The 26,850-nt window shown below is 60.8% G+C and carries 10 protein-coding genes; 5 read left to right on the top strand and 5 right to left on the bottom strand.

Features of this window, described 5'->3' with window-relative positions; all coding sequences use genetic code 11:
* Positions 1 to 30 precede the first annotated feature (30 nt).
* The gene (gene cobM / locus HU739_RS03040) at positions 31 to 777 is read left to right on the top strand and encodes a precorrin-4 C(11)-methyltransferase (protein WP_186546434.1); all 747 of its coding nucleotides are present in this window, start codon (positions 31 to 33) and stop codon (positions 775 to 777) included.
* Between the two features lie 232 nt (positions 778 to 1,009).
* Here cobM and nfuA read toward each other — a convergent pair whose 3' ends face one another.
* Together nfuA and HU739_RS03030 are read right to left on the bottom strand one after the other, a co-directional pair.
* Entirely contained in the window at positions 1,010 to 1,594 is a 585-nt protein-coding gene (nfuA, locus tag HU739_RS03035; RefSeq protein WP_003225494.1) for a Fe-S biogenesis protein NfuA, read from the bottom strand.
* Positions 1,595 to 1,828: 234 nt separating this feature from the next.
* Entirely contained in the window at positions 1,829 to 4,123 is a 2,295-nt protein-coding gene (locus tag HU739_RS03030; RefSeq protein ID WP_186546435.1) for a fatty acid cis/trans isomerase, read from the bottom strand.
* A gap of 155 nt (positions 4,124 to 4,278) precedes the next feature.
* Between HU739_RS03030 and metH the strand changes: the two genes are divergently transcribed.
* A complete protein-coding gene (gene metH / locus HU739_RS03025; RefSeq protein WP_186546436.1) occupies positions 4,279 to 7,989 on the top strand; it encodes a methionine synthase in 3,711 nt (1,236 codons plus the stop codon).
* A 51-nt stretch (positions 7,990 to 8,040) separates the two neighbouring features.
* On the opposite strand, the gene HU739_RS03020 is transcribed toward metH, so the two are convergent.
* Together HU739_RS03020 and HU739_RS03015 are read right to left on the bottom strand one after the other, a co-directional pair.
* Complete coding sequence (locus HU739_RS03020; protein ID WP_186546437.1) at positions 8,041 to 15,342, bottom strand: NEL-type E3 ubiquitin ligase domain-containing protein; 7,302 nt, start codon at positions 15,340 to 15,342, stop codon at positions 8,041 to 8,043.
* Positions 15,343 to 15,501: 159 nt separating this feature from the next.
* Positions 15,502 to 22,692, bottom strand: a complete 7,191-nt coding sequence (locus HU739_RS03015; protein ID WP_186546438.1) for an NEL-type E3 ubiquitin ligase domain-containing protein — start codon at positions 22,690 to 22,692, stop codon at positions 15,502 to 15,504.
* A gap of 169 nt (positions 22,693 to 22,861) precedes the next feature.
* Here HU739_RS03015 and HU739_RS03010 point away from each other — a divergent pair, with 169 nt between their 5' ends.
* Complete coding sequence (locus HU739_RS03010; RefSeq protein ID WP_186546439.1) at positions 22,862 to 23,080, top strand: DUF2970 domain-containing protein; 219 nt, start codon at positions 22,862 to 22,864, stop codon at positions 23,078 to 23,080.
* Positions 23,081 to 23,086: 6 nt separating this feature from the next.
* Here the strand turns inward: HU739_RS03010 and HU739_RS03005 are convergent, their stop codons facing one another.
* Complete coding sequence (locus tag HU739_RS03005) at positions 23,087 to 24,160, bottom strand: ABC transporter substrate-binding protein (protein WP_186546440.1); 1,074 nt, start codon at positions 24,158 to 24,160, stop codon at positions 23,087 to 23,089.
* Between the two features lie 522 nt (positions 24,161 to 24,682).
* Between HU739_RS03005 and HU739_RS03000 the strand changes: the two genes are divergently transcribed.
* Both HU739_RS03000 and HU739_RS02995 read left to right on the top strand, forming a co-directional pair.
* Positions 24,683 to 26,341, top strand: a complete 1,659-nt coding sequence (locus tag HU739_RS03000; RefSeq protein WP_186546441.1) for a nitrite/sulfite reductase — start codon at positions 24,683 to 24,685, stop codon at positions 26,339 to 26,341.
* Positions 26,325 to 26,819, top strand: a complete 495-nt coding sequence (locus tag HU739_RS02995; RefSeq protein WP_186546442.1) for a DUF934 domain-containing protein — start codon at positions 26,325 to 26,327, stop codon at positions 26,817 to 26,819. The genes HU739_RS03000 and HU739_RS02995 overlap by 17 nt, the downstream gene beginning before the upstream one ends.
* The last annotated feature ends 31 nt before the right edge of the window (positions 26,820 to 26,850 follow it).

Below are 26,850 nucleotides of genomic sequence, written 5' to 3'. Positions count from 1 at the left end.
CTCATCACTGCGTTTTTCACAGGATCAATCATGACCGTCTACTTCATCGGCGCCGGCCCCGGCGACCCGGAACTGATCACCGTCAAAGGCCAACGGCTGATCCGCGACTGCCCGGTGATCATTTATGCAGGTTCGCTGGTGCCGGCGGCGGTGCTTGAAGGCCATCGCGCCGAAACCGTGGTCAACAGCGCTGAACTGCACCTGGAACAAATCATCGACCTGATCAAGTCTGCCCATGACCGAGGCCAGGACGTGGCAAGGGTGCACTCCGGTGATCCGAGCCTTTATGGCGCGATCGGTGAGCAGATTCGCTGCTTGCGCGAACTTGGTATTCCCTTTGAAATTATCCCTGGTGTCACCGCCACGGCTGCGTGTGCGGCCTTGCTCGGTGCCGAACTGACCCTGCCGGACGTTTCGCAAAGCGTGATTCTGACCCGCTATGCCGACAAGACCACCATGCCGGAGGGCGAAGCACTCGGCAGCCTCGCGCAGCATGGGGCGACCATGGCGATTCATCTGGGGGTCAAGCATCTGGAGAAAATCCTCGAAGAACTGCTGCCGCATTACGGCGCAGACTGCCCGATTGCGGTGGTTCACCGGGCGACGTGGCCGGATCAGGATTGGGTGGTGGGGACGCTGGCGGATATCGCCGGAAAAGTCGAGGCCAAGGGTTTTCGACGCACGGCGCTGATTCTGGTCGGACGAGTGCTAGGCAGTGAAGTATTCAGCGAGTCATCGCTGTATCGCGCCGGGCATGCTCACCTCTATCGCCCATGAGGACCCCTTCGCGAGCAAGCTCGCTCCCACATTTGACCGCATTCCAAATGTGGGAGCGAGCTTGCTCGCGAAGGCATCATTGAAGAACGTTTGTGGCGAGGGAGCTTGCTCCCGCCTGACTGCAAGGCAGTCACAATCCGGTCGACACCTTTCCACGGTGAAAGGTTTGTCCGGTTTGGGATCGCTGCGCGATCCAGCGGGAGCAAGCTCCCTCGCCACAGGAACGCCTTACTTAGTAGTAGGCGTTTTCTTTTTGCGTGTGGTCAGTCACGTCGCGCACGCCCTTGAGTTCGGGGATACGCTCAAGCAAGGTGCGCTCGATGCCTTCCTTCAGGGTGACATCGGCCTGGCCGCAGCCCTGGCAACCGCCACCGAACTGCAGAACAGCGATGCCGTCTTCAACCACATCGATCAGGCTGACCTGACCGCCGTGGCTGGCCAGCCCCGGGTTGATTTCGGTTTGCAGGTAATAGTTGATGCGCTCGTTGACCGGGCTGTCGGCGTTGACCATCGGGACTTTGGCGTTAGGCGCCTTGATGGTCAGCTGGCCGCCCATGCGGTCGGTGGCGTAGTCGACGACGGCGTCATCGAGAAACGCTTCGCTGAACGAGTCGATGTACGCGGTGAAGCTTTTCAGCCCCAGCGCGGTGTCTTCGGGTTTCTCTTCGCCCGGCTTGCAGTAGGCAATGCAGGTTTCGGCGTACTGGGTGCCAGGCTGGGTGATGAAGACGCGGATGCCGATACCCGGGGTGTTCTGCTTGGAGAGCAGATCGGCCAGGTAATCGTGGGCGGCGTCAGTAATGGTAATAGCGGTCATGGAAACTCCTCGCAGGCTTGGGCGCAGTTTACGCCAATCATTGCGCCGGACAAAGTCCTAGTATTTTTGTCGGGAAAGATTCTCGATAGTTCACCCTGCATCCCCTGTGGGAGCGGGCTTGCTCGCGAAAGCGGTGGCGCATACAAGGATGATGCTGCCTGATAGCGCGCCTTCGCGAGCAAGCCCGCTCCCACAGGTTCTGTTCCGAATATCCCATTCAGCGGTAGCGATGACTCATAGGTTCTCGTACCGATTCATATCCAGCACGCCCTCCTCCACGGGATCGGTCTCGTGGATGTACTGGCTCAAGTCGTGGAAGTAGAACCAGAATTGCGGATGACTGCGACGAATCCCCCAACGCTCGACGATGTTCTCGAAACGGTTGGCGTCTCTGGCGTTTTCCATGGCATCGACGAAGGCCGGCACTTGCTCGGCCGGGACGTTGAACATGAAGTTCGGGTAACTGCTGAGTACGCCGGGATAGATCGTCAACGTGTCCAGTCCCGGCTGATAGCGCAATGATTCGCCGAGCAGGAACGCCACGTTGCTGTGGGCACGATTGCGCACCAGGCTGTAGACCTCGCGTTTGCCGCTGGCGGTTTCGACGCGCAGCATCGTTGCTTCCGGCATCTGGTCGATGACCCGCAAGCCAGCGGCCGGACGCGAGGCCAGACGACTCAAGGCCTGCTCGGCGTTCTGCAATGCCGGGTCGATATTCGGTCGTGAGCAATAGGCGCCGTCGCAGCGGTTGATCGGGTCCGGCCGGGCATTGAGATCGCCATAGCGCGCCAGCAACTGCCGGGCAAAATCGCGTTTCGGATTTTTATCGTCGAGTTTCAGCCCGGTCGGCTTATCGTCGTCGATGGCTTCGTAATCGAGCCACATCTTCAATTGCCCGCTGTTCTGATACCAGTCGTTGAGGTAGTCCTCACGGGAATCGGCCGGCATCAGGCGCAGAAAATTCTGCTCGGCGCCGTTGCGGATCAGGTCGAAATACAACCGCGTCTGCGCCTGATGGGAGACGTTTCCGAACACATCGAAGTTGACCGCCAACTGATAATAGGTGCGTTCCAGCAGCGGATAGTCGAACAGCCACATCGTTTGCGGCACGTCACCGATCAGGCCTTTGGTCACCGACGCACTGTCGAAGTGGCGGAAAATGCTCAGCAGCGCATTGTCGTTGCCGGCCCACAGGGTCGACCAACTCGGCGCCGGCAGGTCGGCGTAGCTGTCGCGGCGCAGGGCTTCGTATTCGTTGCGCTTGTCGCGGTAATTGCGCCACAGGCTCAAGATGCTGCCAACGTCGTCGTTCTGCCCGGGCATGGCCAGTAACGGCGTGGCCTGGCCGCGGTAGTTGGGGTCGGTGATGTACAAGTCATGTTCCGGGGCCTGGAACAGCGCCCAGAAATTGTCGCGGATCACATCGGTCGCAATCTGCCCACGACACACCGGCCCGCGAATAAAGGTACGCACAAAGTACTCGGCGTTATCGAGCATGAACTGATAGCGCGCCTGCGCCGGGATCGCCTCGAATGTGGCAAACGGATTGGCCCGGCTCTGCGGGCCATAACCCGGCAGCGCGCTGACTTGCCAGTTGCCGCTGTAGAACAGGCTTTTGATCCGCGCCATTTTCGCCGCGCTCAGCGGATAAGTGATGTGCGTCTTGTGCACGATCACCCCTTGCACCGGCCACAAGCGGTAATACACCTGAGTGCCCGGGTCGTCGTTGGGACGACGGGTGGCGATCAGGTCGATCGGCTGGCCGGTCGGCGTGCGCGAACGCACCCACTGGAAATACCGCCCGGGCGCGCCGTCCTTGAAATAGATGTGCGCCAGATACCAGTGCTCGTAGAGCCAGCGGCCCACCAGACTTTGCCGTGCGCCGGGGGCGTTGAGCAGATTTTCCCACTGCACGATCTGCATCGCCTCTTGCGCGCTCGGCGCCAGGTTTTGCTCGTCAATCGGCGCACCGGACGCCAGCCAGCGCTGCAAAGTCTGATATTGCTGATCGGTCAACCCGGTGACGGCCAGCGGCATGCCTTCCTTCGGGTGCGCACTGGCATACGCGTCAAACTCGCCGGGCATCGCGCACAGATTATTGCGGTTGAGCCCCAGAACAATGTCTTGCGGCAACTTGGCATTCGGCGTCAGCGGCGTCTTGTGACCCAGCTCCAGCATGCGCGCCATCAGTGCGGCCTGGCTGCCTTGGGCATCGAGCACCGAATAGAAGTCTTTCTGCTGCCAGGCGCGTTTGCCAAACGCGTCGTAGAACAGTCGCGTGGTCGGCGCGGCCTGGGTGCGTTCGCCGTCATACACCGGCATCTTGCTCGCGCCACGGGCGGCGCCTTCGCCACTGCCCAGGTTGAGCTGGCAGGCCGAGTCGTAGCAGGCGTGGCACGCGACGCACTTCTCGGTAAAGATCGGTTGGATATCACGGCTGTAGGAAATGGAGGACGAGGTCGCAGGATCTTGCGCCGCAGCGCCCCCGCTCAGGACCAGCAACAGAAAACTGATGACGCGGTACGGCATGCTGCTGATCCCGATTGTGAAAAAAGGCGGCGATTCTACCGTTATGACGACCGTACCAACATGAGCGATATTCATGCAAAAGCCGAACATGCTCTAAAAGCGCACAGGTTTGTTATGATCCCGTTCCTTCGTAATGGTCTTTCCGAGTAGTCCACATGTCCGATCGCAGCGTCCGCCTTCAAGCTCTCAAGCAAGCCCTCAAAGAGCGCATCCTGATTCTCGACGGCGGGATGGGCACGATGATCCAGAGCTACAAGCTCGAGGAGCAGGATTACCGCGGCAAACGCTTCGCGGACTGGCCAAGCGACGTCAAGGGTAACAACGACCTCCTGGTGATCACCCGTCCCGACGTGATCGGCGGCATCGAAAAAGCCTATCTGGACGCCGGCGCCGACATTCTCGAAACCAACACCTTCAACGCCACGCGCATTTCCATGGCCGACTACGGCATGGAAGAGCTGGCGTATGAGCTAAACGTAGAAGGCGCACGGCTGGCACGCAAGATCGCCGACGCCAAGACTGCCGAAAATCCGGCCAAGCCGCGTTTCGTCGCCGGCGTGCTTGGGCCTACCAGTCGCACCTGCTCGCTGTCGCCTGACGTCAACAACCCCGGCTACCGCAACGTGACCTTCGATGAGCTGGTGGAGAACTACACCGAAGCCACCAAAGGCCTGATCGAGGGCGGCGCCGACCTGATCCTGATCGAAACCATCTTCGACACCCTCAACGCCAAGGCCGCGATCTTCGCCGTACAAGGCGTTTTCGAAGAGCTGCACATCGAACTGCCGATCATGATTTCCGGGACCATCACCGATGCGTCGGGCCGTACCTTGTCCGGCCAGACCACCGAAGCGTTCTGGAACTCGGTGGCCCACGCCAAGCCAATTTCGGTCGGTCTGAACTGCGCCCTCGGCGCCAGCGAGTTGCGCCCGTACCTCGAAGAGTTGTCGAACAAGGCCAGCACCCACGTTTCCGCACACCCGAACGCCGGCCTGCCGAACGAGTTCGGCGAGTACGACGAACTGCCGGCGCAAACCGCCAAAGTCATCGAAGAGTTCGCCCAGAGCGGCTTCCTCAACATTGTCGGTGGCTGCTGCGGCACCACGCCGGGCCACATCGAAGCCATCGCCAACGCGGTCGCCGGTTATGCGCCGCGGCAAATTCCGGACATTCCCAAGGCCTGCCGCCTGTCGGGCCTGGAGCCGTTCACCATCGATCGCAACTCGCTGTTCGTCAACGTCGGCGAGCGCACCAACATCACCGGTTCGGCAAAATTCGCCCGTCTGATCCGTGAAGACAACTACACCGAAGCCCTGGAAGTCGCCCTGCAGCAGGTCGAGGCCGGCGCGCAGGTGATCGACATCAACATGGACGAGGGCATGCTCGATTCGAAGAAGGCCATGGTGACCTTCCTCAATCTGATTGCCGGCGAGCCGGACATCTCGCGCGTGCCGATCATGATCGACTCGTCGAAATGGGAAGTGATCGAAGCCGGCCTCAAGTGCATTCAGGGCAAAGGCATCGTCAACTCGATCAGCATGAAAGAAGGCGTCGAGCAATTCATCCATCACGCCAGACTGTGCAAGCGCTATGGCGCCGCCGTGGTGGTGATGGCGTTCGATGAAGCCGGTCAGGCCGACACCGAGGCGCGCAAAAAGGAAATCTGCAAACGCTCATACGACATTCTGGTCAACGAAGTCGGCTTCCCGCCGGAAGACATCATATTCGACCCGAACATCTTCGCCGTCGCCACCGGCATCGAAGAGCACAACAACTACGCCGTGGACTTCATTAACGCCTGCGCCTACATCCGCGATGAACTGCCGTATGCGCTGACCTCCGGCGGTGTGTCCAACGTGTCGTTCTCGTTCCGTGGCAACAACCCGGTGCGCGAGGCGATCCATTCGGTGTTCCTGCTGCACGCCATCCGCGCGGGCCTGACCATGGGCATCGTCAACGCCGGCCAGTTGGAGATCTACGATCAGATCCCGGTCGAGCTGCGCGACGCCGTTGAAGACGTGATCCTCAACCGCACGCCGGAAGGCACCGACGCCCTCCTCGCCATCGCCGACAAGTACAAGGGCGACGGCAGCGTCAAGGAAGCCGAGACTGAAGAGTGGCGCAACTGGGACGTCAACAAGCGTCTGGAGCATGCGCTGGTCAAAGGCATCACCACGCACATCGTCGAGGACACCGAAGAATCGCGCCAGTCGTTCGCCCGTCCGATCGAAGTCATCGAAGGCCCGCTGATGTCCGGCATGAACATCGTCGGTGACCTGTTCGGCGCCGGCAAAATGTTCCTGCCGCAGGTGGTCAAATCCGCCCGGGTGATGAAGCAGGCCGTGGCTCACCTGATCCCGTTCATCGAACTGGAAAAAGGCGACAAGCCGGAGGCCAAGGGCAAGATTCTCATGGCGACCGTCAAGGGTGACGTGCACGACATCGGCAAGAACATCGTCGGCGTGGTACTCGGTTGCAACGGCTACGACATCGTCGACCTTGGGGTAATGGTGCCGGCCGAGAAGATTCTGCAGGTCGCCAAAGAGGAGAAATGCGACATCATCGGCCTCTCCGGCCTGATCACGCCATCGCTGGACGAGATGGTCCACGTCGCTCGCGAGATGCAGCGCCAGGATTTCCACCTGCCGCTGATGATTGGTGGTGCAACGACTTCCAAAGCGCACACCGCCGTGAAGATCGAGCCGAAGTACAGCAACGACGCGGTGATTTACGTGACTGACGCCTCACGCGCCGTGGGTGTGGCAACGCAGTTGCTTTCCAAGGAATTGAAGGCCGGTTTCGTCGAGAAAACCCGCCTGGAATATATTGATGTTCGCGAGCGCACCTCCAACCGCAGCGCGCGCACCGAGCGCCTGAGCTACGCCGCCGCCATCGCCAAGAAACCGCAGTTCGACTGGGCCAGCTACCAGCCGGTCAAACCGAGCTTTACCGGCAGCAAAGTGCTGGACAACATCGACCTCAAGGTCCTGGCCGAATACATCGACTGGACGCCGTTCTTCATTTCCTGGGATCTGGCTGGCAAGTTCCCGCGCATCCTCGAAGACGAAGTGGTCGGTGAAGCCGCCACTGCGCTGTACAAGGACGCCCAGGAGATGCTCGCCAAGCTGATCGACGAAAAACTGATCAGCGCCCGCGCCGTGTTCGGTTTCTGGCCGGCCAACCAGGTGAACGAAGACGACATCGAGCTGTACGACGATGACGGCAAGCCAATGGCCAAACTGCATCACCTGCGTCAGCAGATCATCAAGACCGACGGCAAACCGAACTTCTGCCTCGCCGACTTCGTCGCGCCGAAGGACAGCGAAATCACCGACTACGTCGGCGGCTTTATCACCACCGCCGGCATCGGTGCCGAAGAAGTCGCCAAGGCTTATCAGGAAGCTGGCGACGACTACAACTCGATCATGGTCAAGGCCCTCGCCGACCGTTTGGCCGAGGCCTGTGCCGAATGGCTGCACCAGCAAGTGCGCAAAGAGCACTGGGGTTACGCCAAGGATGAAACGCTGGACAACGATGCACTGATCAAAGAGCAATACCGTGGCATCCGCCCCGCTCCTGGCTACCCGGCCTGCCCGGATCACACCGAGAAGGCCGCGCTGTTCACCCTGCTCGACCCGGAAGCGGCCGAGATGCGCGCGGGCCGCAGCGGCGTGTTCCTCACCGAACACTACGCGATGTTCCCTGCTGCCGCGGTCAGTGGCTGGTACTTCGCCCATCCGCAGGCGCAGTATTTTGCGGTCGGCAAGATCGACAAGGATCAGGTGCAGAGCTACACCTCGCGCAAAGGTCAGGAGCTGAGCGTGACCGAACGCTGGCTGGCGCCGAACCTGGGTTACGACAACTGAGGTGTGCCAGGCCCGGGAGCGGCGTGCTCCCGGGCGTGTTCAACGTCGCGCTCACGGGCGCCATGACGGGCCGGGTTGCGGTGACGCCGGGGTTGCCGGTGCTTGCAACTCTGCGCGGGACAACGTCATGAGCGCCTGCGTACGCGCTTCTGCTCGTTCGATCTGCAACCGCGTCAGCGCTTCCAGGTAACGGCTATTCGCCTCCTCGTTGTCGTTCCAGTCCAGATGCGCATCTTCAATTTCTCCCTGACGCCGGGTGGCATCGCGTTCAAGCTCATCGAACGTTTCGCCGTAGCGCTCCTCCAGATAGCGAATCCAGTAGTCACGGGAGATCAGGTCCTCCAGAAACAGACCCGACGCCTCGTCTGCCAGAACAGCGGCGCGGGCCGTGTCCAGTCTCGGTCCGTGAATCGGTGTGCCATACAGCATATGCTCCGGTTGCGCTGGCAATTCCAGGCCGTCCGGCCAGCCGCGAGCCAATGCGATTCGGTATTGCAGGCGAACTTCCGCGCGGTCTTTGTTTTTCGCGGCGGCTTCCGCCAGCTTGTCGACCCTGTCCAGGCGAAACAGACGTCGCGTCAGATCGACCAGGGCCCGGCCTCGCTGTTCCGGGCGATTGCGCGGAATATCGCGCAGCGCGGTGTACTCGTAAGCCCGTGTTTCCAACTCACTGAACAAGAGGATTCGTCCATCGCTGCAGGTGTGATGGGTCTGGGCGTCGATAAACAACAGCTCGCGCAACTCGGTATTTTCCGCAGCGGCCTGCATGACCTGCCACACCCGTTGAGTCAGATCGGCGCCCGCCCGCTTGAACTCGAGCGTATCCGGCAATCTCGAGAGCAAATGAAAAAATGCTTCATGGTTGGCCTCCCGGGCCAGTTGACGCCACAGCGTTTGCCGCACCATTCGCACATCGTCAGGGGCGTGGGTGAGCCAGATGTCCATCGCCGCAGTGCCAACCTCTTGCTGCGGGTTTTCGATGATCTCGCCCGCCTCGACGCCGGCATGCGGGTCAGCGCGCCTGGCGCCGCCCGCTTGGTCGCCATCGCTATCGCTGTCGAAGTCCGAGTCAGAATCGGAATCGGAGGTGCTGTCCGTTTCTTGCGATCGCTCTATTTCACGGTCCAGCTGCGTTCTCGAGTAGCCCATTACGTCACGATCTGCGTTCGCCGCGCTGTAATCCCTGAGCTGCTCCAGGCTGTTGAGCGTCAGCGGGTTTTCCGACAAGTCCGTGCCTGCAACCAGCCCTTCATGGCTGCCGCCCAACAAGCGGTCCGGGAACTGTCGGATGTCGTTGCCCGTCAGGTCCAGGGCGCGCAGATGCTGAAGCTCGAGTACGCCGTCTGGCCAGTCATTCAGACCATTGTGGTCAAGCTTCAAGGTTTCGAGCCTGCGCAACCCGCCTGCTTCGAACTCATCCAATTGATTGTGGCTCAGATCCAGCCAGCGCAGGCGCTCGGCACCTGGACTGGCGTAAACGCTTCGCGCGTCCGCAAAACTGTTGCCGCTCAGCTCCAGGCGCTCGAGCCCGGCCAGGTTATGGATGGCGTCCGGCAGCACGCGCAGGACGTTACCGTTGAGAACCAGGCGGGTCACCTCAGGAAAATCACTGCAGAACGCGTTGAAACTCTCTACGGAGAATCCGCAGCCGGTGAGATTCAAAGTGCGCACGCGGGCAAAAGCGCTCGACAACGACGGCAAATCCCCGGTGTACAGCCCCGTGAGATCCAGCGTGCGCCCCGCCTCTTGGCTGTCGCCGATCAGCCCTTCCTGCCAGCACTCGCGAATTTTCAGCGCGGCGAGCTGACGACTCTGCGCCGACACGACGGTCGCGCCCGTCACCGGAATCCGGGTAAAAATCCAGCCGTTCAACCGCCGCGTCAGTGACTCAGCGGACTGTGCCCATTGCGTTAAGCGGGCGTCGATCTGCACATCCGTCAGCCCCTCGTTGCGTAGCTGCGCCAGCCATTGCAGTGCCTGATCCCTGGCAATTACCGGATGCAGATCCAGCAGTCGATCGACGAAACTCTCGGCTCCGAGCGCCGCACCAGTCTGGCGAGGCAATGGTAATAAATGCCTGAGGAGAGACAGCGCAGTGTCCGATGGCGGGTCGTTGGCAGGCATCTGCAGCGATACGGATTCCAATTCAAAGCGTTTCAAGGCCCCCTCGGGCAAACCTTTGGTGGTTTCGATACGCTGCCGTGCCGCCGTCAGAGCCGCCTCGCCATCAGGGTTGAAGACGTTGCCGCTCAGGCTGGTCTTGAGCAGCAGCTCATCGTCGGCGAGCACCGATTCCGGCAGCGCCGCGATGCTGTTGTAACGCAGGTCAAGCGACTGCAATTGCGCCAGGCCTTCGGCGCCCGCCGGCCAGGCCATGAGGCCGTTGGAGCTTAGATTCAGAGCCTTGAGGCGGGGCATCGCCGTGACGTCGAGGGCCGTCAGTTGATTCAGGCGCGCATTGAGATATTCAAGGCCCTTCAAGCCATTGAACTGGGCCTGAACCGCAGGCGTGGCGATGATCCGGTTGAACGACAGATCCAGGCGCGTCAGTTGCGCCAGGTCACCCGCACGGATCGGAACTTCCGTCAGCCCGCTGGCGGTGATCTCCAAGTGCTGCGTGCCGCTGAATGCCTGAAGGAAATCGCGAATCTGCTCGACGGGTACTGTCAGGCGGTCCAGGCGCACGGTCTGTACCTTGGAAAAGGTGCCCGCCGGCAATCGTGGCAGCTCACTGATGGACGGCTCGCCCTGCACCCACGCGGTGTCGCGAAGTTCGAATACGGTGGGATCATCACGGTTGATGGCAGCATTCCACTCCATCGAATTGGCGGGCTGGGCAGCCGGTTCCAGGCTGTAGCGTTTGCGTACGGCCGCGCGCCAGCTTCGCTCCAGTGCACGCACCACCCTGGCGTTAGGTTGCGCCTGCCAGCGCGGTATCGGTAACGCCGTACGCAAGCCGCCGGAGGTTGTGGGTTGATAAAACTGGCGGAAAATCCCGGTATGTTCCGCACGCAAGGCGATAACCGCCTTGAGCCGGGTCGCGGGTGTGTCCCATGCACTCATGATGCTTTGCGGCAACGGGTTGATATGTCCGGACTCGCCCGTCAGAAACTCAAGCTCGCCGGCGCAATATTGGCGAACCATCAAGTCGACATCCACCAGGTGCCCCCATGAGCCCATATATCGGGTGACATACTCATAGGCCGGCCGGAACGTCTCATAGGAAAACCTCGACCAGTCCAGCGACAGGCCCGCCCAGAGTCTTTCTCGACCGATATAGAGCGCATCCGGAATCGAGGCAATCGAGGTCTGCGAAAGGTCAAGTCGTTGTAGCTCGGGAAGCGCTTGCAACGAGTCCGGCCACTGCGCCAGGCCTGGCGCGTCGATCGTGAGTTTTCGCAGGTGCGTCAATGGCGCAAGATCGAGGTTCGCCGAAGTAAGCGGACCGGTTCCCGCGTAATTGAAATGAAGCGTTTCAAGCGCAGTCAGCGCGCCTAGCCGACGGGAAAATTCATTGGCTATCGCGGGGGCAGAGGTCCTGAACTTGAGGCTTCTCAGCGCGGTCATGCGGGTCACTGTCGACGGCAGGTTCGTCAGTGCCTGTTCGTACATCATATGGGAAACAAGCAGACTCCCGCGCTCACCCAGCACCAGTCTTTCCAGATTGGGGAAACGGCTCAGAAAAGCATCGGCATTGGCATCGGTCATCCCGCCCCCGCCAACAGTCAAGTCACGTACGTGTGAAAAATCCGCGTCCAGCGCTGGCAAAGGGTCGTAACTGATAATGGAAAGCCGATCGGCGCCGGCCGTCTGCGTGGCGATCGGCGCATTGCGCCAGCAATCCTTGAGGGCTTGTGCGGTGCGCAGCTTGTGATCAGTGCCGGATCGTTCCCAAGGTGCTACAGCCGGCCCCGCCCAGGTGTCCAGTGCGGCGTTGAGTTGCACCCATTCCTGCCGGCGGACCTGCAACAGTTCGGCAATTGCTCTGCTGTCCTTGCCCGCCTGCCACTGCTCCAGAATGAAGCCGTTGGCTTGTTGTTCGCTCATGTCCGGATAGAGATCGCGCACCCGTGCGTTGAGGATCGGGTCCAGGCTCGGGCCTCGCCCGCTGGCGGGATAGCCGATCAAGGATTTATTAACCCGGGCAGGCGGCTTGAGCCATTTCGCCTGCGGTTTCAGAAGCGCCTGCGCGTCGCCACGATGCTGACCGGCGTAAGCGATGATCCGGCGTTGCAGCTCAGCCGATTGATTCACCTCTGGTACGCCCAGGCTGCGCCGTGCGCCATCGGGCAACGCGTGCATGACTGAGGCATAAAAGTTGTCGCCCGCTGTCGGCAGGCTGTTGAGCGTTTCGCCACGCTCATCGAACGCCTGAAATTGCGGGCCTTGTTTGATCAGGTATTTTTTCTCCACCGCCGTCTCGCTGCCGACGCTATCGAGCAGCGCCCCGTGGCGACTGCCCTCGCGAACTTCCAGGCGCAGGTTATTCGGCCAGCCCGGCAGGTTTTGCAGCGTTTGCAACGCCAGACGGCGGCTGTCCGCCGAGGCGATATTTTCGCTGCGCAGACCGGCGTAAGCCCGCACTTGTCGGCCTTGGTCGGTATACCAGCGCGCCTTCTCGAGCATGCGCAGCGGGACGCGCCGGGTTGAACTGAACTGTGCCAGATCATCAGGATGGGCCTGCGCCAGCACCTCATCTGCCGCCGATTCGCTGAGTCCTGGACAGGCGCTCTGTAAACGCTTGACCTCAGGAGCCATGACTTCGGTGCCCTTGTAGAGGCTGGCAAAAATCGCCGGCTGGCGGACCTGGGCGAAATCGGCAATCTGCTTGCCGAACTCGTCGGCTCGGGCGGCGCGTACGCGCGCGCCTTCTGCACCGAGCAGGCGGGTGATTTCTGGTTCGTCGAGTCCAGCCAGAATGCGCGCCGGCAGCTCGCCGTGGAGGATGTCAGCGCGCGATACCTGGATCGGCGACTTCACGCCCACGCCGCGCACGCGGCGCTCGGCGCCATAGCGGATGGACTTGCCAGACAACTGCGGCCCGTCAAACACCTCTAGCGCCCGTTTGGCCGGCCAGCGCGGCATTTCGGTGACCAGCGGCAACGCATACAACGACAGCGCGTCAACGGGCGTCGTCCCGCGCAATTGTTCGATAACGCTCGCCGTCTCCCTATCGGCCTTGAACAGCCGCATGGCCTCAGACAGTTCTGGCGGTGGCGGCGCGTGATCGACGTGCATTTTGCGCAAGGCGTCGTCACTGACGCCGCTGACCTCGCCAAGCCGGATCAGCTCGCTGTCAGAAAACGCCTCCGTGGCGTGGCCCACGCGCCGCAACAACGTCAACCGATCCCATTGCAGCGGGCGCTCCAGGTTATGCCGCCAGGCGCCGCGGCCGTTGCTGTCGAGTACCGGCTGCCAGGCGCCGGAATCGCTCGGGTGCTTGATTCGCCATTTGCCCAGCGACTCATCGAACACTTGTTCGTAGACTTTGCTGCCCTGGCGAATATAGGTTTTGCCATCGATCAGATGCTGTCCCATCTGGTTTGGACCGGCGCTGTTGGCCAATGAAACCGAGGATTCATAAGCGCTCAAGTCGGGCCGCCACAAGCGCGTCTGGCCATTGGGCAGCGTCACCGGCTCGAGCTTTTCAAGCACCGGTTCAGGCCGGGCGGCGCTGAACTTGCGCACCGCGAGACCGACGCCCGCCATCAGCGCAATCTGTGCCAGATTCTCGGCGACATCGAGCAGATGATCCTTGGCCGCCCGACGGTCGCCCTCGCCCCACTCGATCGCGCCTTCAAGGGTCTCGTACAACAACTGACCGGCCATCACCACCATCATCACTTCACCCAGCACGGGCACGAACATCGACACCATGTTCAGCCCCAGCAGGCCGATCTGAAGCAAATGCGCAAGCTTGGCTTCGCGCGCCTTCACATCGACATCAGCGCTGGGTACCGCATGGCTGCGAGCGTCGGCCAGCACCTTGGCGCGGCTCTCCTTGTAGAGGTACTCCCAGAGGTCCTGATTGCTCGCCCAGAGGCCTCGGCCCCGGTGCAGAAAAGCGTTCGGCGCAATGTAAGGGTCAGGCTCCGGTTCCAGTTTCGCCGCTGGCGGCGGTGGTAATTCCCTGATCCGGGTAAAGACCGCGCCGGGGCTCACCAGATCGATGATGGTCCGCCAGGGCGTTCGCCAGTGATCGCTCGGCGAGTCGGCGGCCTTGCGGGTGAATTGGCTGAAGAAATAGGGGCGCTGGTCGTAAGCCAGAAACTGGCTGAGGAAACGCTCATATGCGGTCGGCTCGGCGCTCTTGGCCTGCTCGCCAGTGCGTGCGGTGAGCAGCCGTTTGAACTCCTGCTGATCCTCCGAGCCGCGGTAGCACTTGAAGGGATGCTCGGGGTCATGGGGGATATAAATGATCCATTCATCGGCGTAGCGGTACTTGTCGCTGACGGCGAACACCACGCAGCCGGTCATGCGTTTATTCATCACCGACAAGTCCCTGAACCAGACCGGTTTGTTGCCGACCCGCGGGTTCAACTCGCCGTTGATGACCGACAGGATCATGGTGTAGTGCGCAGGCCCAATGTCTTTTTTCAGCAAGGCCAGCTCGGCAGCGGCACGCATCGCGGCTTTCTGACAGCCGATGAACTGTTCGCGCAACGCCGTCTCGGCCACGGCGTCGGTCGGGTGAAAGAATTTCTGCAGGTAAGTCTGGTACTGCTTGCCGATGTCGAGACTGCGACACAGCGTCAGGAACTGGCTGACCGTCAGCGCAAGCGTCACCGCCTCGTATTCGTGCGGCGCAGTGCCGGTGGCGACGAAACCGGAGGTCGTATGGTAGGCCCCGGCCTCGCATTCGTAGGCTTCAAAGTTATGCAGCGCCGCGTCCAGCATCGAGAGCTTGAGGACCTCGAAGGAAGACAACTCAATGGCAAGAATGCCCGCTTCCAGCGGGCGCTTTAGACACAGCAAGGTTTTGTCGACGTCGACTTTCAGTTGAAACTGGTCGTTCAGCGCCTCGAGCAGCAAGGGCCGGGCAAATGTTTCGATGTCCTGAAACGAGGCCATGGTTTTATCCAGCCGGTTCTGCGCGACCATGCTCGCCCGCGTACTGTCGTGCAAGGCCTGGCGCTGGGCGGTCGATGCGCTGCGATACCAGGCTGGCAGTTCCGTGTGGGTATCTTTCAGGACCTGACGCCGCGAGGTCGACGCTTGGGTCAGCCATTCAGGAATGGCTTTTTCGAGGAATGCGCCGTGCAGGCTTTTCGTTGCAATCGGCTTTACCGGGCTGGCGGGCTGAGCGGGCGACGCAGGCGGCGTCAATGGCGGGTTGGGTGGGATAGCGTCCATGATCACTCCTTTTTCAATGGAGCGACCAGCAGACCATTTCAGGACACGGCGACTGCGGTATCCGGCTATCGCATGATCGGGAGTACGTAACGCGGTGTGTGCCCGCACCGCGGCGAGGAGGAAAGCCGCCTCGCCGCAGATTCCCCTCGTGTCAGAGCTTTACGGCCGCCATGAAGGGCCCGGCTGCGGTGAATCACGACCCGGATGCTCCGCGACGAGACCCTGCAGATCGTTGACCACTCGACGGGTCAATTCTATAAGGCTCTGTACCCGCAGGGACTCAGTGGTAAAGCCCGCCTCAACCATCTGCCGGTCATATAGATCATTATCGATCTCCCCTCTTTCCAGCCGATCGTTTATCTCGCTTGAGAGCTGATGGCGCTGCTCAGCGACGGCGGCATCGATTGCGTCCATTTCCGGCTGATAGTTTTCTTGCAGATAGGTGAGCCAGTAATCGCGCGACAGCATGCTCTCCAACAGTGCATCGGTTTGCTCCGCTGCCATGATCGAAGCCCGGGTTGTCGCCTGAAGCTCGCCACTGATCGGACGGTCGTAAGCCATATGCGAGGGTTGTCCCGGCAACTCGATGCCATCCTCCCAGCCACGGGTCATCCCGATGCGATAACTCAGGCGCACTTCCGCAGGATCACTGCCCGGCTTCGCGGCTTGCGCCTCGGCCAGTGCCTCAACCCTTTCCAGGCGAAACAACTGCCGCGAGGTCCTTAACAGCGCCTGCCCTCGGCGCACGGGTTGGTTCAGCGGAATGTCGAGCAAGACGCGATAGACAGACACCCGCACTTCCATTTCACTGAACGCGAGTATCCGCCCGTCGATGCAGGTGCCATGGGTCTCGGCACCCTGGAACAGCAGCTCTCGCAGCTCGGTGTTTTCAGTCGCCGCTTGCATGACATCCCATAGTCGATGTGTGAGGTCGGCCGGTATCTGCCGGAACTCCTCGGTTAACCGCAGGAACCGGATCAACTGAAAAAAACGCTCATGGCCCGGCTCTTGCGCCAACTGCGTCCAAATCGCGCGGCGCGTCGCAATCAAGTGGGCAGGTGTGTCAGCCAGCCATGGCTCAAGTGCCCTGGGCGAGACATCGTAGACGGGTGACAAAACGTCTTCGGCAGGCAAGACGATTGCGCCAATGTCAACGTTGTCGGGTTCTGGAGAACTCTCGCCGCTGCCATAGATGCGCTCATCGACCATCGCGTCAATTTCGGTGCGAGAAACGCCCAGCGCATAGTTCACCTGATTCATTCGGGTGTGGTGCCGAAGGCGCTGCAGTGCGGTCAGTGACAAGTTGGGGTTCCCGGACAGGTCAGTACCGACAACCAGGTTCGGGTATTGGCCACGAAAGAGATTTGGGGGAATTTCCGCGATGCGATTGCCACTCAGAATCAACGTGTGCAAGCGCGGTGCTTGCAAGGCCCCCGTGGGCCATTCGCTCAAGCGGTTATCGCTTAAATCGAGGGTATCAAGGACGCCCAAGTCAGGCGCGGTAAACGCGGTTAACTGGTTATTGCCCAGATAAAGTCTGTGCAGGCGGTTGCTCAGCAGAGGATAAAGACGCGTCGCGCTGGCAAGGTTGCAGCGCTGCATGTGCAGTGCGACCAACTGATCCATCTGCAGCACCGCATCAGGTATCAGCGCCAGCTCATTGTCGCTGAGGTTCAGCACTTCAAGGTTGGCGAATGCAGCGAGAAACCCGTTGGCGCCCTGCCCGGTCATCCCCACGCCCCTCAGATTCAACGTCACGACTCTGGGTAGCGGCGTTACCAGCACGGGCAGATCGCCGATTGGCAAATTTTCCAGCTGCAACTCCACATAGGATCTGCCGGGAGGGATCGTCAGCCCGGTGAGCCAGGCTTCCCTGATGCGCTGCGCTGCAATCTGCCGACCTTGCGCCGTGACGCGGCGTGTGCCGATGCCCCTCTCACGGGTATACAGCCAGTCGTTCAACTGGCGTGTCAGCGCCTCGAAATTGTGCTGCCACTCGCTGATGTGCGCATCGATTTGTTCAATGCTCATCCCCGCCGCTCGCCACTCTCGCACATTGCGCTCAGCCAGCGCTTGCGTCACGAGCGGGTCCAGACGCTTCAAGCGCGTGACAAATCCAGCCTCGCCCACAGCGATGGGGCCTGGTTCGGGAAGCGGCAACAGCCGTTCAGCCAGGGAGGCGCCTGTTTCCCCCGGCGGAAATTGCGCCGGCAACGGTTCTGCCGCGAAACGCGCCAACGTGCCACGGCGCAGCCCCTGTGCCTGCTCGATGCGCTGCATCGCCGCTGCGAAGGCTGCCTGACCCGCTGCGTTGAAAGGGTTACCGCTGAAATGGCTCCTGAGCAGAAGATCCGGGTCACTCAGTACGTGCTGCGGTAACTCGGCAATCTGGTTGTCGCGCAGGTCGAGCCAGGCCAGCCGCGGCAGGTTCTCGGCGCCTGTGGGCCAGGTATGCAACGACGTTGCCCTCAGGCTCAGCGCTTGCAGTTCGGGCAAGCCACTCACGTCAAGCGTGTGCAGACGGTTATTGCTCAGATTCAGGTATCTGATGTGTTGCAATCGGTCGATTTGCGCTTGCACTTCCGGGCCGAGGCGATTGCGCGAGGCATCCAGCCGCGTCAACGCAGGCAGGTCATCGCCGGCAAACGGCAGCTCAGTGAAGCCGTTGCCGCTGATTTCAAGGGTTTCAGTAGCGCTGAACGCACGGATAAAACGGCGCGCCTGGGCCGCAGGAACGTCCAGCCCCCCAAGGCGCAACGTGCGCACGTGGGGAAAACTGCCGGCTGGCAGCGACGCCAGCGCCCTGATGGGTTCGACACCTGCGCCCGATGTGAGATTGATTCCCCTCTCAGGCCACTCAAACGTAGCAACATCGGCGGCCAGGCCATAACGTTGACGAACCGCGCCCAGCCAGCTGTTGTTAAGGGCACGTAACATTTCGGCGTTGCCGCCTCTGACCGCTAGCACCCGCGGCGTTGTGGTGCGCCAGCCATCTGCCTGGACGGGTGGGTAAAACGGGGCAAAAATACCCTCATGCTCCGTTCTGAGCTGTCTGATCGCCGCGAGTCGCGCTTGCGCAGATGGCCAAGCGGCATTGAGTGCTTCGGGCAATGCCGCCACCGACTCCGGCTCAAGGGCCATGGCGTCCAGTTCTGCAAGGCAATACTGGCTGACCATCTGGTCCACATCGACCAGATGCCCCAAGGGACCGGAGTAGCTGCTCACATACTCGTACGCGCGCATGAATGCTGCCGGGGAGATGTGTGACCAGTCCAGCGACAGCCCGGCCCAAAGCCGCTCATGCCCACTGTACATCGACTCCGGTATTGAACTGATTGCGGTGCGCGAGAGGTCCAGCCGTTCAAGTTGTTCGAGCTGCTCAACGTAACCTGGCCATTGCCATAAGGCATTGGGGGCGTCGATTCGCAACCGTCGCAACCCGGTCAGTGGCGTCAGGTCCAGTGACTGCAAGCGGGTTGAATCCAAGCCTGAATAGTCGATGTGCAGCTCTTCCAGCGTCGTGAGTGCGCGCAGTCTGGGTGCAAAATCCGCAGACAGTGAGGGCGCGTGGCTGGTGAAGCGCAGACGGGTGAGCCCGGATAAGCGGGTGACTGCTTCGGGCAAGGTGGTGAGCGGCGTGTGGTTGACGATCGGCTGGCCTGCGCCGTGCTCAAGATCGCCAATCGATAGATCCGTGACGCCGGGAAACTGCGTTAGAAACCCATCTGCATTGGCGTCTGTCATGCCGGAGCCGCGCACCGAGAGTTCACGCACATGGGCAAAGGACTGGGTCAGCCGCGGCAGCGGCGTATCACACACCAGCGACAGGCGTGTCGCTTCGGCGGCTTGTGCACTTTGTGCGGCCAACGGAGCATTGCGCCAGGCAGCCCTGATTTGCCGGGAAAACTGCACGCGCTGCTGTTCCGCCCGCTGCCCCATCGGCTCAGCCTGCCAGTGTTCAAGCGTGTTATTAAGCGCATGCCACTCACTGCGGCGTTCAGTCAGCACACCGAGAACGTCCCTTTCGCTGAGACCAGCTTGTTCGATAAGGAACGCCTGTGCTTGTCCAGGTCCCGGATAAAGTGCCAGTACGCGCCTGGCCAGATGAGGATTCAGCCCCGGACCACGGCCACTCGCGTAGTAGCCGGTGAGTTTCGCGTTCAGCCGCATCGGCGGCTTGAACCATTTGGCCTGCGGTGCCAGCAGTGACGCGGCGTCACGCCGATAAATCTGCGCAGCGTCGATGATGTTCCGTTGCAGTACATGGCTGGCACTGACCTCTGGCACGCCGAGGGCGGTACGCGCATCATCGGGCAGCGCGTGCATGATCGCGCTGTAGAAATTGTCGCCCTCGCCGGGGACGCTGCCGAGTGCTTGCCCGCCGTCATCGAAGACCTGAAAGACAGGCCCGTTTTTCACCAGATAGCGTTTGATCGGCGCGTTTGGTTGCCCGATATGGTCAAGCAACGCGCCATTCGGACTGCCCTCGCGCACCTCCAGACGCAACGTCGGTGGCCAGCCCGGCAAGCGCTCCAATGCATGCAGGGCCAGGCGCCGGCTGTCCGCCGAGGCCAGTTGCTCGCTGCGCAGTCCGGCAAATGCGCGCATCTGGCGCCCCTGACGCGCGTGCCAGCGAGCCTCTTCAAGTATGTTCAAGGGCGTTCGCCCCGTCGCATCCAGGCGAGCCAATTCTGCCGCTGAGGCGTGATCAAGTACCTCCTGCGCTGCCGTGTCACTGAGGCCCGGGCACTCACGCTGAACCACACGGGGGCGCGCACTCACCGCTTCGGTGCCCTTGTAAAGGCTGTCGAAAACAGCTGATTGTCGCGAGTAGGCAAAATCAGCGAGTTGCTGGCGGAAGGCCTCTGCCCTGGCGGTGCCCCTCGGTGAAACCTCATCGCCGAGCAGTTGGCGAATTTCGCTTTCCTCCAACGACTCGAGAATTCGCGCGGGCATTTCACCGTTTAGCACTTGCGCCCGACTGAGCCGGATTGCAGGCTTGGCGAGGTGTGGGGGCAGTTGCTTGTGCTCGCCGTACCGGATGGACGGTGCGGACGACTGCGCGCTTTTAAAAACCTCCAGCGCCCGCCCGGTCGGCCAGCGCGGCATCTCGGTGACCAACGGCAAGCCATACTGATAATGATGGTCAATCGGTGCGGCGCCACGTAATTGCTCGATCATTTGGCGGGCCCCGGCCTCCGCCTTGAACAGACGCAAAGCATCAAGCAACTCGGGAGGCGGCGGCGCGTGGTCCAGGTGCATCTTGCGCAGGGTGCTTTCGCTGACCCCGCTGATGTCGGCCAGCATCAACAGCTTGCTTGCGGGAACACCATCAGTGACATGCCCCATGCGCCGCAGCAGTGTCAGGCGGTCCCAGGTCATCGGGTGCTCCAGGCTCTGGCGCCAGGCGCCGCGGCCATTATGCTCGATCACAGGCCGGTAAGCGTTGGGTTCGCTGGGGTGCCTGATCCGCCACTGCCCCGTCGATTCATCAACGATCTGCTGGTAAAAATGGCCGCCCTGGCGCAGGTAAGTTTTGTCACCAATCTTGTATTGTCCCTGCTCATTTGGCCTGACCTCATCGCCGAACGAGACATCGGACTCATAGCCACTCAGGTCGGGTTTCCACAAACGTGTTTCGCCGTTGGGCAAGGTCACCGGACTTAGCCCTTCGATCACCGGTTCGGGCGCGACAGCGGTGATTTTTTTAAATCCGGCACCTGCGCCGGCCATCAGTGCTATCAGCGCGAGGTTCTCGGCGACATCCACCAGATGCGCCTTGGCGGCGTGCTTGTCACCGTCGCTCCACTCCATCACGCCCTCAACGGTTTCGGACAGCAGTTGCGCGACCATGATCCCCATCATGACTTCCCCCAGCCCCGGGACAAAGGCAGCCAGGACATTCACTCCCAGCATGCCGAGTTCCCATAGCGCCGAGAGCTTGGCATCGCGTGCCTTTATATCGACATCGCGGGTGGGAACCGCATGACTGCGGGCATCGGCCAGTGCCTTGTTCCGATGCTGATCATAGAGATAAGCCCACAGGTCGGTGTTTTCATCCCATAGGCTCTTGTCTTCACGTGGCAGGAGCGAGACAGCGGCGTAAGGTTCCGGCTCGGGCTCGTATTCCGTACGCTCAGGTGGCCGTTCATTAATCTTGAACAAAGGACCGAAAGGATTGGTGATTTCGACGAGCTTCAGCCATGGCGTAGTCAGCAACCCGGACGGAGCGTCGTCACGCGGCCGAACGAACTGGCTGAAATAGTAAGGCTGTTTTTCATAAGGCATGAACTGGCTGAAAAAGCGCTGATACGGCGTCGGATCGGCGCTCTGCGGCTGACGTGGGTCACGCGCGCTCAGCAGGCGCTTGAGCGTGTCGCTCATTTGCGTGCCGGTGTAGCGTTTCAGCGGATGTTCGGGGTCATTGGGCACATAAAGAATCGAGGCGTCGATCGGCTGGTTTTTTTCGCAGATCGTGAAAAGCACACAGCCCACCAGCCTTTCGCGCATCAGGCCCAAGTCGTGAAACCAGACCTGTTTACCGCCCACCCGAGGGTTTACTTCGCCGTTGACGACCGAAAGAATCATCGCGTGATCCTGCGGCCCGATATCGTTCTCCAGCAACGCTCGTTCGGCCGCTGCCCGTAGCGCGGTCTTTTGCGCGGCGATGAAATGCTCGCGCAGGGTCGTTTGCGCTGCGGGATCCGTGGGGTAGAAAAATCTGTTGAGATAGGTCTGGTACTTGCCGCCGATATTCAGTTTGCGACATAGCCGCATAAAATCGTGAGCTTTCAGGTTCTTTTTCACCGGCTTGTAAGCACCGGGCGTGGCTGTTTCGTGGATAAACCCGGAAGACCTGTGATAGGCGCCGGGCACGCATTCACGGGCCTCGAAATTGTGCAGCGCCGCCTGCAGCAGCGGCAGTTTCAGGACCTCGAACGAATCAATCTCGATATTGAAAATGCCCAAAGTTAACGGACGCACGAGGCATAGCAGCGTGGTGTCGACATCAGCGTGAACGTTGTGATGCTTCCTCAGCGCTCTGGTCAGTATTGGCCGGGCGAACGCGTCGATGTCCTTTAACCCGGACAGGGTTTTGTCCAGTCGCACCTGCGCCGCCATGCTGTCCTTGAAAGCAGCATCCACTGCCTTGCGGTGTTGCGGTGAGGCTCGCGTGTACCACTCTGGCGGGCTTGTCCCGGCCTGCCGGAGCGCCTGCTTTCGCTGCGCAGAAGCGTCGATGAGCCATTCTGGCACCGCCGCCTCAAGGTATGGCGCGTGAAGACTGTCTGTGGCGTGGGGGATGGCCGTGAGCGGTGGGTCGGTCGGGATGACGGAATTGAGGGACATACATCGCTCCTGTAAATGGAGCTACAGCACACCATCGCGCTGGTCCTGCGCAGCGATACATAGTTATAGGCCCGAGGGGAAGTTGTAACGATATGCCCTTGTCAGCCGGGGCAGGCATTCGCTGGCGGCTTGACTATGCTTGTCTTGCACGACTTTCGAAGAGGGATATATGGACGATCCAGTCGATAACAAACCGCCGACCTTCTGGCAGATGCTGCACAGCGTCATGGCAGCGGCATTCGGGGTGCAAAGCGGCAAGAATCGGGCGCGGGACTTTACCCACGGCAAACCCAGCCATTTTGTGCTGCTGGGTATTCTGTTCACCGCGGTGTTTGCGCTGGTGCTGTTTGCGGTGGTCAAGCTGGTGCTGCATTTCGCCGGAGTCTGACCGGGTTCAGCGCATCAGCGTTTGCAGCGAAAACGGATAGCGGTACGCCGGCGGGCGCCCCTTGGCCGACAGTGTGCGGAAACGCACGCCATAATCGGGCGTTGCGCCCTGTGCCAGCATCCGCTCTGCGTGCGCCTTGTCGATCAGTTGCAACAGAGGAACCTGTCGATCGCGCCCGCCGTACTGGTTGAGGTCGACGCCTTGATCATGGTCGTGTATCGCAACCAGTGCCCAGCCGCCCAAGGTGAAATGGCCGCCGACCAGCGCGCTGAGGCGCCCGTCGATCAGCGCCTGCAACGCCGCCGGTGAGGTGTTTACCGCACTGAACAACACATCTTTGCCGGCGACTTTGCCCTGTTCGGCAAAAGCCTGCATGGCGCCGAAGGCCATTTCGTCATTGGCCGACCAGACCAGCGAAACGTTCGGATAACGGCCCAGCAACAGTTTTGCCTGTTCATAAGCGCGCTGGCGATTCCAGCCGCTGTTGACCAATTGCCGCAGGCGCACCTGCGGGTGTTCGGCCAACGCTCGCTGCATGCCACTTTCACGCAGTTGCGCCGATGGAGTGATTTTCAGGCCGGAGAACGCCAGCAGCTCGATCTGTTCGCCGCGGGCCACGGGCGGATGTCGGCGGATCAATTCCTTCATCATCAGATAACCGCCCTCCTCGTCGTTCGGCACCAGGCTGCCGATCCGGTCCGGGTGCGAGCCCGACAGGGCTTGCTGATCCGCCGTGAGCGCGGCATTGACCATGAACAGCTTGACGCCGCTGCCATGCGCCAGGCGCAGAATCTGCGGAGCGACGTATTGTTCGTTGACGAACACCAGGTAGTCGGGACGCTGCGGCCCCTGCAAGGCGATGCGCGCCTGCGCCACGGTCAGTTCGGGCTGGCGCTGGGCATAGAGAATCTGCAGATCGATCCCCAGGTCCCGGGCAGCGGCCTGCATGAATTGCGAATAGCTGAGCCAGAAAGCTTCCGTGGTCGAACCCGGATTGAGAAACAGCACCGATTCGGCCCGCGCGCAGGTGTGCAGCAGCACGCCCGACAGCAGCAGGCAGATGTGGAGAAACTTGAACATGAAGCATCCGGGCCCCGGAAAAAATGGCCGCGCATTATAGCCATCGAACCAAGGGCTATTGACGCCTGATTCCGTTTTTGTCCGACAATCGTCGCGCGCAGACCCGGATGGGTCGTTTATTGATGGCTGACCCAGAACACCGCGGTTCCCACCACCAGAATGATCAGGAACAAAATGGCCCATGCATCAACGCTGCTATCACTTTTCCTTGCTTTGGTCGGGTTGCTCATTGCATCGCCTCTTATCGGTTTTATCGGTGATTGCACAAAGACTCGTCCACAGTTAAGACGATGATTGTCCGCACGACAAATGTGGATTAGCGAATAACCCTCCTGGTTAGGCGATTTGGTTCTTTACATATACTCAAACATCACTTTTGCGCATAACTGCAAACGGGTATATTGCCCCGGCTCCGTCAGGGAGTGCGCGGCCGTGCGCGCAGAATTGCAGAGGCACAATCGGACTCCAGCAAGCGAAAACGCAGCGTTTTCCGAGTAGCCCAAGCCTGAGAACAGGACTTATATGTACGTATACGACGAGTACGATCAGCGGATCATCGAGGACCGCGTCAAGCAGTTCCGTGATCAGACCCGACGCTATCTGGCAGGTGAACTGAGCGAAGAAGAATTCCGCCCCCTGCGCCTGCAAAATGGCCTGTACATCCAGCGCTTTGCGCCGATGCTGCGCGTGGCCGTGCCTTACGGCCAACTGACCTCGCGTCAGGTGCGCATGATGGCCAAGATTGCCCGCGACTACGACAAGGGCTACGCCCACATCAGTACGCGGCAAAACGTGCAGTTCAACTGGCCGGCGGTCGAAGACATCCCGGACATTCTGGCTGAGCTGGCGACTGTGCAGATGCACGCGATCCAGACCAGCGGCAACTGCCTGCGTAACGTCACCACCGACCAGTTCGCCGGTGTCGCCGCCGACGAAGTGATCGATCCGCGCCCATGGTGCGAGATCGTCCGCCAGTGGACGACGTTCCACCCGGAATTCGCCTACCTGCCGCGTAAATTCAAGATCGCCGTCAACGGTTCGACCGCTGACCGCGCCGCCATCGAAGTCCACGACATCGGTCTGGAACCGGTCTATAACGCCGCTGGCGAGTTGGGCTTCCGCGTGCTGGTCGGCGGTGGCCTCGGACGTACGCCGGTCGTGGGCGCGTTCATCAACGAGTTTCTGCCGTGGCAGGACCTGTTGAGCTACCTCGACGCCATTCTGCGTGTGTACAACCGCTACGGCCGTCGTGACAACAAATACAAGGCGCGGATCAAGATCCTCGTCAAAGCCCTCACGCCGGAAGTGTTCGCGCAAAAAGTCGAAGCGGAAATGGAGCACCTGCGCGGTGGCCAGACCACGCTGACCGAAGCCGAACTGCAGCGTGTCGCCAAGCACTTCGTCGACCCCGATTACAAGGTCCTCGACAACCAGACCGCGCAACTGGCCGAGCTCGACAAAGAACACCCGGGCTTCGCCCGCTGGCGTACGCGCAACACCCTGGCGCACAAGAAGCCGGGCTATGTCGCCGTGACCCTGTCGCTGAAACCGACCGGCGTTGCGCCGGGCGACATCACCGACAAACAGCTTGATGCCGTCGCCGATCTGGCCGACCGCTACAGCTTCGGGCAACTGCGCACCTCCCACGAGCAGAACATCATTCTGGCCGACGTCGAGCAGAGCCAGTTGTTCACCCTGTGGGGCGAGCTGCGCGAGCAAGGTTTTGCGACCCCGAACATCGGCCTGCTGACCGACATCATCTGCTGCCCGGGCGGTGACTTCTGCTCGCTGGCCAACGCCAAGTCGATCCCGATTGCCGAATCGATCCAGCGCCGCTTCGACGATCTGGACTACCTGTTCGACATCGGCGAGCTGGACCTGAACATTTCTGGCTGCATGAACGCCTGCGGCCACCACCATGTCGGCCACATCGGTATCCTCGGGGTGGACAAGAAAGGTGAGGAGTTCTATCAGGTGTCCCTCGGTGGCAGCGCCAGCCGCGATGCCAGCCTGGGCAAGATCCTCGGTCCGTCCTTCGCTCAGGAAGCCATGCCGGATGTCATTTCGAAGCTGATTGACGTCTACGTCGAACAACGTACCGAAGACGAGCGCTTCATTGACACCTATCAGCGTATTGGCATCGACCTCTTCAAGGAACGCGTCTATGCAGCGAATCATTAAGAACAACGAAGTCGTCGACGAAACCTGGCACCTGCTGCCAAAGGACGCGAGCTTCGACGGCATCTCCAACTGCGACGACCTGATCGTGCCGCTGTCGCTGTGGCGCGATCATGGCCATGCCCTGAAAGCCCGTGACGGCGGTCTGGGCGTGTGGTTGGATGCGGACGAGGAAGCCGAGGAAATCGGTGAAGACGTCAATTGCTTTCAAGTCATCGCTCTGAACTTCCCGGCGTTCACCGACGGTCGCAACTACTCCAACGCGCGTCTGCTGCGTGATCGTTACGGGTTCAAGGGCGAGCTGCGGGCAATCGGCGATGTGCTGCGTGATCAGTTGTTCTACATGCGCCGCTGCGGTTTCGATGCGTTTGCCGTGCGTCCCGACAAAGACCCTTACGAAGCCCTCGAAGGCCTCAAGGACTTTTCGGTGACTTATCAGGCCGCCACTGACGAGCCATTGCCGCTGTTCCGCCGCCGCTAGGCCTTCGGCTAAAGCTGCAGACATAAAAACG

The organism is Pseudomonas hamedanensis, from assembly GCF_014268595.2.
Taxonomy (GTDB): domain Bacteria; phylum Pseudomonadota; class Gammaproteobacteria; order Pseudomonadales; family Pseudomonadaceae; genus Aquipseudomonas; species Aquipseudomonas hamedanensis.
Note: the sequence above shows the minus strand (reverse complement) of the source record. Positions and strands in the feature narration are given on the sequence as shown.